This window comes from Sinomonas sp. (assembly GCF_051955515.1).
Classification (GTDB): domain Bacteria; phylum Actinomycetota; class Actinomycetes; order Actinomycetales; family Micrococcaceae; genus Sinomonas.
In genome coordinates, this window is the sequence record NZ_JBQCGQ010000123.1 from 1 (window position 1) to 7288 (window position 7288).

7 protein-coding genes and 1 pseudogene are annotated in these 7288 nt (G+C 69.7%); 3 read left to right on the forward strand and 5 right to left on the reverse strand.

Annotation, left to right across the window (positions count from 1 at the left end; genetic code table 11):
• Together ACTHL9_RS06875 and ACTHL9_RS06880 are read right to left on the reverse strand one after the other, a co-directional pair.
• A pseudogene (locus ACTHL9_RS06875) lies at nucleotides 1-233 on the reverse strand (AraC family transcriptional regulator); the annotation flags it as partial.
• Complete coding sequence (locus tag ACTHL9_RS06880) at nucleotides 230-814, reverse strand: TetR/AcrR family transcriptional regulator (RefSeq protein ID WP_440518106.1); 585 nt, start codon at nucleotides 812-814, stop codon at nucleotides 230-232. The gene ACTHL9_RS06880 and the pseudogene ACTHL9_RS06875, both read right to left, overlap by 4 nt.
• 112 nt (nucleotides 815-926) lie before the next feature.
• Between ACTHL9_RS06880 and ACTHL9_RS06885 the strand changes: the two genes are divergently transcribed.
• A complete protein-coding gene (locus ACTHL9_RS06885; RefSeq protein ID WP_440518107.1) occupies nucleotides 927-2924 on the forward strand; it encodes a primary-amine oxidase in 1998 nt (665 codons plus the stop codon).
• Between the two features lie 135 nt (nucleotides 2925-3059).
• Nucleotides 3060-4601, forward strand: a complete 1542-nt coding sequence (locus ACTHL9_RS06890; protein WP_440518108.1) for an APC family permease — start codon at nucleotides 3060-3062, stop codon at nucleotides 4599-4601.
• 134 nt (nucleotides 4602-4735) lie between these two features.
• Here the strand turns inward: ACTHL9_RS06890 and ACTHL9_RS06895 are convergent, their stop codons facing one another.
• Complete coding sequence (locus ACTHL9_RS06895) at nucleotides 4736-5425, reverse strand: phosphoribosyltransferase (protein WP_440518109.1); 690 nt, start codon at nucleotides 5423-5425, stop codon at nucleotides 4736-4738.
• Between the two features lie 21 nt (nucleotides 5426-5446).
• Between ACTHL9_RS06895 and ACTHL9_RS06900 the strand changes: the two genes are divergently transcribed.
• A complete protein-coding gene (locus ACTHL9_RS06900) occupies nucleotides 5447-6082 on the forward strand; it encodes a DUF1992 domain-containing protein (RefSeq protein WP_440518110.1) in 636 nt (211 codons plus the stop codon).
• Nucleotides 6083-6127: 45 nt separating this feature from the next.
• Here the strand turns inward: ACTHL9_RS06900 and ACTHL9_RS06905 are convergent, their stop codons facing one another.
• Together ACTHL9_RS06905 and ACTHL9_RS06910 are read right to left on the reverse strand one after the other, a co-directional pair.
• A complete protein-coding gene (locus ACTHL9_RS06905; RefSeq protein WP_440518111.1) occupies nucleotides 6128-6964 on the reverse strand; it encodes an HpcH/HpaI aldolase family protein in 837 nt (278 codons plus the stop codon).
• On the reverse strand, nucleotides 6949-7288 hold a 340-nt coding region (locus tag ACTHL9_RS06910; protein WP_440518112.1), incomplete at its 5' end, for a fumarylacetoacetate hydrolase family protein. The genes ACTHL9_RS06905 and ACTHL9_RS06910, both read right to left, overlap by 16 nt.

Sequence of the window (7288 nt, forward strand, 5' to 3'; positions counted from 1 at the left end):
GCGATGAGCTCCTCGGTGCGGTGGACCGCGTGCCCGCTCGCAGCGACCTCGATCATGCTGAGGTCCTCGAGCTCGAGCCTCTTGCCGCGCATGCTGCCCCGGAAGCCCGCAACCCGGTCGGCGGTGACCTTGAGCGGGACGAAGGACTCCGACGTCGCACGCCGCCACGCGTCGATGTCGTGCGCGACGGCGAGGTCGAGCCCGGGGGAATGGACCAAGGCTGGCGCTCTCATGCGGTGCCTCCGATCAGTGCGGTCAGCAGGCAGTCGAGCTGGTCGACGAGCTGCTGCGGCGAGTGGTGGGCGGGGGAGAGGGTGGCGGTGATCTGGGCCCCCAGGACGAGGTCCATGATGGCGCCGACGGCGGTGACGAGGTCTGCCCCGCCATGCCCCGCCTCGACGAGCAGCCGCCCGAGCGCCTCCCGCCACTGCTCCATGGACCTCTCGTGGACGGCCGCCTTCGCAGGATCCTGCATCGCCTTCTGCCAGAAGGCGATGGCAACCCGGGCCTCATTCCGTCTCTCGTCGTCGAGCGGGAGGATCTCGTGGCAGTACGTGCGCAGCGCCTCGCGCCCGGTGAGCCCGGCAGTCGCTGCCTCCATGCGGCGGTTGGTCTGGGCGAAGATGTGCTCGAACGCGAAGTCCAGGAGTCGGTCCTTCGACGGGAAGTAGGGCTTGAGCGCACCGTTCGCGAAGCCGGCCTCGGCGGCGATGTCGCGCATCGTGGCGCCGTCGAGCCCCTTCTCGGCGATGATGCGCCACGTCGCGTCCACGAGCTCCACGCGGCGCTGGTCGTGGTCGACGATCTTCGGCATGGGTTCGGTGTCCTCGTTCGAAAGTCTTTTTTCTACGGCTGTTGTGATTCAGCTTACAGGCGCTTATTCTCTACGTCTATAGAAAAAACTTCATCCGCCCACCGGAGGACCCATGAGCATCGAGACCAGCAGTCACGCCTGTCACACCGCGGAGCAGGCCGCAGACCACCGAGAAGAATCCAGCGAGCCGGGCGCCTACGCCCTCGCAGTGGCCCAGGAGATCAGCGCAGTCCGCGAGATCCTGACCGAGGCTGGCCTGTGGAGCGAGACGACCCGCATTGCGTACCTCGGTCTAGTCGACCCGCCGCGGGGCGCAGGAGACGATCCCGCAGTCGACCGCCGCTTCCGTGCCTTCCTCCACGACGTTTCCGGTGCCCGGCCGCACGACGTGACGGTCTCGGTGACCCGCCGGGAGGTGGACAAGGATGTAAAGCTCGACACCTCCGTCACCGGCGAGCTGCCCGTGCTCGAGGAGGAGTTCGAGGCCGTCGAGGAGATCCTCAACGCGGACGAGCGCTGGCTCGCGGCGCTCGAGGCCCGCAATCTGGACGTCGCGAAGGTCCGGGTCGCGCCGCTCTCGGCCGGCGTGTTCGAGTACCCGGAGGAGAAGGGCCGCCGGATCCTGCGCGGGCTCGCCTTCGTTCAGGAGTTCCCGGAGGACCTCCCGTGGGCCCACCCGGTCGACGGCCTCGTGGCGTACATCGACATCGTGAATCGCAGGGTGGATCAGGTCCTCGATTTCGGGCCCATGCCGGTGCCGTCGGAGCACGGCAACTTCACGGACCCCGAGCTCACCGGTCCGCTGCGCACGAGCCAGAAGCCGATCGAGATCACCCAGCCGGAGGGGCCGAGCTTCACGGTCACCGAGGGCAATCACGTCGAGTGGGAGCGCTGGAGTCTGGACGTCGGCTTCGACGTGCGCGAGGGCCTCGTGCTCCACAACATCGCGTTCGACGACGTCGCCCCCGACGCCGCCCGAAGCGTCGGGATGCGTCGCCGCCGCATCCTCGACCGCGCCTCGATCGCGGAGATGGTGGTTCCCTACGGCGACCCCTCGCCTGTCCGCTCCTGGCAGAACTACTTCGACACGGGGGAGTACCTCGTGGGCCAGTACGCCAACTCGCTGGAGCTCGGCTGTGACTGCCTCGGCGAGATCACGTACCTGAGCCCCGTGGTGAGCGACGCCTTCGGCAACCCCCGGACCATCCGCAACGGCATCTGCATGCACGAGGAGGACTGGTCGATCCTCGCCAAGCACTCCGACCTGTGGGCTGGCGTGAACTACGTGCGCCGCAACCGTCGCCTCGTCATCAGCTTCTTCACCACGATCGGCAACTACGACTACGGCTTCTACTGGTACCTCTACCTGGACGGCACCATCGAGTTCGAGGCGAAGGCCACGGGCGTCGTCTTCACGAGCGCCTACCCCGGCAAGGGCTACGAGTACGCCTCGGAGATGGCCCCGGGCCTGGGTGCGCCGTTCCACCAGCACCTCTTCAGCGCGCGCCTGGATTTCGCGCTCGACGGCGGCCCGAACCGCGTCGAGGAAGAGGACGCCGTGCGCGTCCCCCTGGGCGCAGGCAACGAGCGCGGGAACGCGTTCACGAGGCGCCGCACTGTGATCCGCCGGGAATCCGAGGCGGCCCGCAGCGCGGACATGGCGGCCGGCCGGGCCTGGATCGTCTCGAACCCCGTGTCCCTCAACCGCCTCGGGGAGCCGGTCGGCTACAAGCTGCACCCGCAGGGCCAGCCCATGCTGCTCGCCGATCCGTCGTCGTCTGTCGCCGCCCGCGCCGCGTTCGCGACGAAGGACCTCTGGGTGACGCGCTACGACGAGAGCGAGCGGTACCCCACCGGCGACTTCGTCAACCAGCACTCGGGCGGGGCGGGCCTGCCCGCGTACCAGGCACAGGACCGCGATCTCGACGGCGCGGAGCTCGTCGTGTGGCACACGTTCGGCCTGACCCACTTCCCGCGACCCGAGGACTGGCCGATCATGCCGGTCGACCACGTGGGCTTCCGGCTCCGGCCGGAGGGCTTCTTCGATCGGAGCCCCGTTCTGGATGTGCCGCCGTCGGCCCCGCTCGAGGGCGGGCACTGCCACTCCTAGGTACGGTCCAGCAGCCGCTCCTTGGAGGACAAGAAGCGTTCGCTGTGGGACAAGTCACTCGGTGAGCGGCCGCAGGACGATGGTGTTGCGGCCGCAGCCGCATCCACCTTTTCATCCACCATCGACTGGAGAACCATGAGCATCGAGACGGGCTCGCACCACGCGCAGGGGGTGACGTCGACGGGAGCGCACCATCGGGAGCGGAGGCTCGGCGTCGCGTCGGTGACCATGATGATCATTGCCGCATCGGCGCCGCTGACCGTTCTGGCCGGCGGCGTCACCACCACGTTCGCCGTGACGGGGCTTCTGGGCGTGCCCCTGTCCTACCTCATCCTGGGCGCCGTCCTGACCGTCTTCGCCGTCGGCTATGCCGCGATGAGCCGGCACGTCACGAATGCCGGGGCCTTCTACGCGTACGTCGCCCAGGGAATCTCGCGCCCGGCCGGCGTCGGCGTCTCGCTCGTGGCCCTTATGTCCTACAACCTCATGCAGGTCGGCATCTACGGACTGTTCGGCTTCACGGTGTCCTCGCTCCTCTCCGAGCGCTTCGGGGTCGACATCCCGTGGTGGGTTCCCGTCGTCGTCTGCATCGCCGTCGTGGCCGTCCTCGGCGTGAACCGCGTGGACCTCTCTGCGAAGGTGCTCGGCGCGCTCGTGGCGCTCGAGTTCCTCGTGGTGATCGTCTACGACGTCGTCTCGTTCGCCGTCGCTCCCGAGGGCGTCTCGGCAGAACCGCTGTCGCCGGCCAGCCTGTTCGTCCCGGGCGTCGGCGCCGTTCTCTCCTTCGGCATCGCGGCGTTCATGGGCTTCGAATCCGCGGCCATCTACGGCGAGGAGGCCAAGGAACCCGAGCGGACGATTCCCCGCGCGACGTACACCGCCGTCGGCGTCATTGCGGTCTTCTACGCCGTGTCGTCCTGGGCGATGGCCGTGGGCACGGGTCCGTCCCAGCTCTTCGACGTGGCAGGCAAGCAGGGCCCCGACCTCGTCTTCACGTTCCTCAGCGGCCACGTGGGTCAGATCGTCGCGGATATCGCGCAGGTCCTGTTCTGCACCAGCCTCTTTGCGGCCCTGGTGAGCTTCCACAACGCCGTGGCGCGGTACTTCTTCTCGCTGGGGCGTGAGCGCGTCCTCCCCTCGTGGCTCGAGGCCACCAGCCGGCACGGCGCGCCCAAGGCGGGCTCGCTCGTTCAGACCGGGATTGCCGTCGCGGTGACCGTGGCGTTCGCCATCGCCGGGAACGGCGCGGATCCGCTGTACCCGGTCCTGACGATGTTCACGTGGCTCACCAACGCAGGCGCCATGGGCCTCGTGCTCCTCATGGCGATCGTCTCCGCCGCCGTCGTCGGCTTCTTCCGGAGACGCCGGAATCTCGCGCGCGGCGCGTGGTCGGCCGTCATCGCGCCCTCGCTCGGCGCCGTCGCACTCGCCGCGGTCTTCGGGCTCATCGTCGCGAACTTCGACGTCCTGCTCGGGCAGACCGAACCCAGCGCCCTGAGCTTCATCCTCCCGGCGCTGATAGTGCTCCCCGGGATCGCGGGAGTGGTCTGGGCCCTGCGGCTGCGGCGCACCAGGCCAGCGCTGTACCAGCGGATCGGCCACGGTGTGGAGAGCGGAGCGGAAGGCGTCGCAGCCCACCATCTGGGCGAGGACGACGCCGACCAGCCGAGCCACTAGGGCACAAGGGCCTGTCTCTGGACTCCAGAGGCGGTCACTATGAAACGGCGTGGACTCGCCACGGTCGGGCAAGTAGCGGTGCCCGCCGCGCGAGTCCACGTACGTTCAGCCCCGCCAGTTCACATCCCGCGCGCTCAATCCCGACCGGCGAGGAGGCCTTGGACCTCTTCGTCGCTGCATTGCGGAAACCCTTCGTAGGCGCCGCCGACCGAGAGGAACGCAAGCGGCTGGCGCGGGCACACCACCCGATCCGCCACGGCGGCGAGATCCTCCACCGCGGAGGGCGGAGCCACCGGCACGGCGAGGACGACGACGGCGGCCCCCGCCGCGCGGACCGCACCCACCGCGGCACGCGCCGTGTCCCCGGTGGCGGCACCGTCGTCGCACAGGATCACCGTGCGTCCCGCCGCGCCCTGAGAGCGGCCGCCGAGGAAGACGCACTCCTGGCGGCCGAGTTCGGCGAGCTCCCGATCGCGCACCTGGTCGAGGGAGGCGGGGCTGAAGCCCGAGGCGAGCAGGCGGCGGATGAGGGGGCGGTCGAGATCGGCGCAGCGGTGGCCATCGCACGAGGCGATGGCGCCGAAGGCCACTTCCTCGTGGCCGGGGATGCCGAGCTTGCGAGCAGGAACCGCGTCGAAGGGGAGGCCGAGTTCGCGTGCCACCGCGGCGGCGACCGGAACGCCCCCACGGGTCAGCCCAAGGACCACCGCGTCAGCAAGGCTGGCCATGGCCGTTCGCAGGGCGCTCGCGAGCACACGGCCAGCCTCAGTGCGGTCGGCGTAGCGGCCATCCCCGGTGGCGCTGTCCTCCTGCGGCGCGGCCATAATCTCAGTATCGTCGATGGGGTGAACCACAGGGGAGGGGACGAGCTCCGGAGGCGACTCGAACACGCGGCGGAGCTGCGGGCCGCCCAGACGGGCGAGAACGATCCCGAACTGTCCGAGGAAGAGCGCGCGGAGGCCCAGCGCCAGGAGGAGCTGCGGAAGAAGCGCCTCAGATTCGATTCCGCGCGCCGCGCCGACTATCTGGTTCGAGACGCCATGGCCCGCGGGGATTTCGACAACCTCAAGTACGCGGGCAAGCCGATCCCGGGTCTCGGCGGCACGCACGACCCCGACTGGTGGATCAAGGGGCTCATCCAGCGCGAACACCTCACAGGACTCGGGCCGAAGGCCATCCTGCTGCGGGTGGAGGACGCGGAGTTGGACGAGCGCCTCGATGCGCTGTTCACGGAGAAGGAGGTCCGCGATGCCCTCGAAGACTTCAATGCGCGCGTGATCGACGCCCGCCGCCAGCTCGAAGGCGGGCCTCCCGTGGTCACGAAGACCCGGGACGTGGACGGCGAGGTGCAGCGTTGGCGGGAGCGGCGCGAAGAGCGGACGGCGGCGGCGCGGCAAGCCGAGGAGGTTGCTGCTGCGGAGGCGGAGCTGCTGAGGAGCCGGCGCCCGTGGTGGCAGCGCCTCTGGCGCGGGCAGAGCTGAAGTCTGCCCGCGCCTTCAGTAGCTGTCGCCTCAATAGCTGGCCCCTCAGTAGCTCGCGGGGCGCTCGCCGTCGTCGGCCGTGTTCCCGGCTGTCTGCGCGAAGCGCGCGGCGAGCTCCTCGCTCGAGCGGGCGAGGATGGCGACGTCGGCGCCGACCAGGACGAAGCGGGCGCCTGCGTCGATGTAGCGACGCGCGGTCGCTTCGACGAAGGCGTTGACCCCGGCTGGCTTCCCCGCCTCCTGGGCGGCGGCCAGGCAGCGCTCGACGGCGGCAACCACCTCTGGATGCTCCTGCTGGCCGAGGTAGCCCATGGACGCCGCGAGGTCGGAGGGGCCGATGAAGATCGCGTCCACGCCGTCGACGGCGAGGATGTCCTTGACGTTCTCGACCGCCTCGGTGGTCTCGATCTGCACCGCCAGGGAGATCGTCTCGTCGGCCCGTGCGAGGTAGTCCGGGATCCGGTTCCAGCGTGCGGCCCGGGCAAGCGCCGATCCGACCCCGCGCACGCCGTGCGGCGGGTACCGCACGGCAGCGACGGCGGCCCGCGCCTGCTCGGCGTCGTTGACCATCGGGATCAGCAGGTTCTGGGCCCCGAGGTCCAGGTACTGCTTGATGAGCACGACGTCGTTCCACGGCAGCCGCACCATGGGCAGCACGGGGTAGCCGTGGACCGCGTGGAGCTGTGCGAGCACGGATTCGAGCGAGTTCGGGCTGTGCTCGGCGTCGATGAGCAGCCAGTCTGCGCCGGAGCCGGCCATGATCTCGGCGACGAGCGGGCTGCCGGAGCAGACCCACAGGCCGATCTTCGCGCTGTTCTGGTGGTCTCCGGCCTGCTCGAGGGCGTGGCGGAAGGTCCGCTCGGGTTCTAGACGAAACGGCATGTCACCGTCCCCAGGGGCCCGTAGTCCGCGTACACGGTGTCTCCCTCGTAGACCCACATGGGCCGGGTGAACGAGCCGGCGAGCACGAGGTCCCCGGCGCGGAGCGACTGGCCGTGCTGGGCGAGCTTGTCGGCGAGCCACGCGACCCCCGAGGCGGGGTGGTTGAGCACCCCGGCGGCGACACCCGTCTCGACGATCTCCTGGTTCTGGTACAGGAGCGCCGAGACCCAGCGGAGGTCCACGTCGTGCGGCCGCACCGGACGGCCGCCCACGACCATGGCGCCCATAGCCGCGTTGTCCGAGATGGTGTCCACGATCGTGCGG

Bases quoted from the DNA above. Each gene is read 5' to 3' on its own strand.
- ACTHL9_RS06880 (WP_440518106.1), bottom strand. From the start codon at position 814: ATGCCGAAGATCGTCGACCACGACCAGCGCCGCGTGGAGCTCGTGGAC.
- ACTHL9_RS06885 (WP_440518107.1), top strand. From the start codon at position 927: ATGAGCATCGAGACCAGCAGTCACGCCTGTCACACCGCGGAGCAGGCC.
- ACTHL9_RS06890 (WP_440518108.1), top strand. From the start codon at position 3,060: ATGAGCATCGAGACGGGCTCGCACCACGCGCAGGGGGTGACGTCGACG.
- ACTHL9_RS06895 (WP_440518109.1), bottom strand. From the start codon at position 5,425: ATGGCCGCGCCGCAGGAGGACAGCGCCACCGGGGATGGCCGCTACGCC.
- ACTHL9_RS06905 (WP_440518111.1), bottom strand. From the start codon at position 6,964: ATGCCGTTTCGTCTAGAACCCGAGCGGACCTTCCGCCACGCCCTCGAG.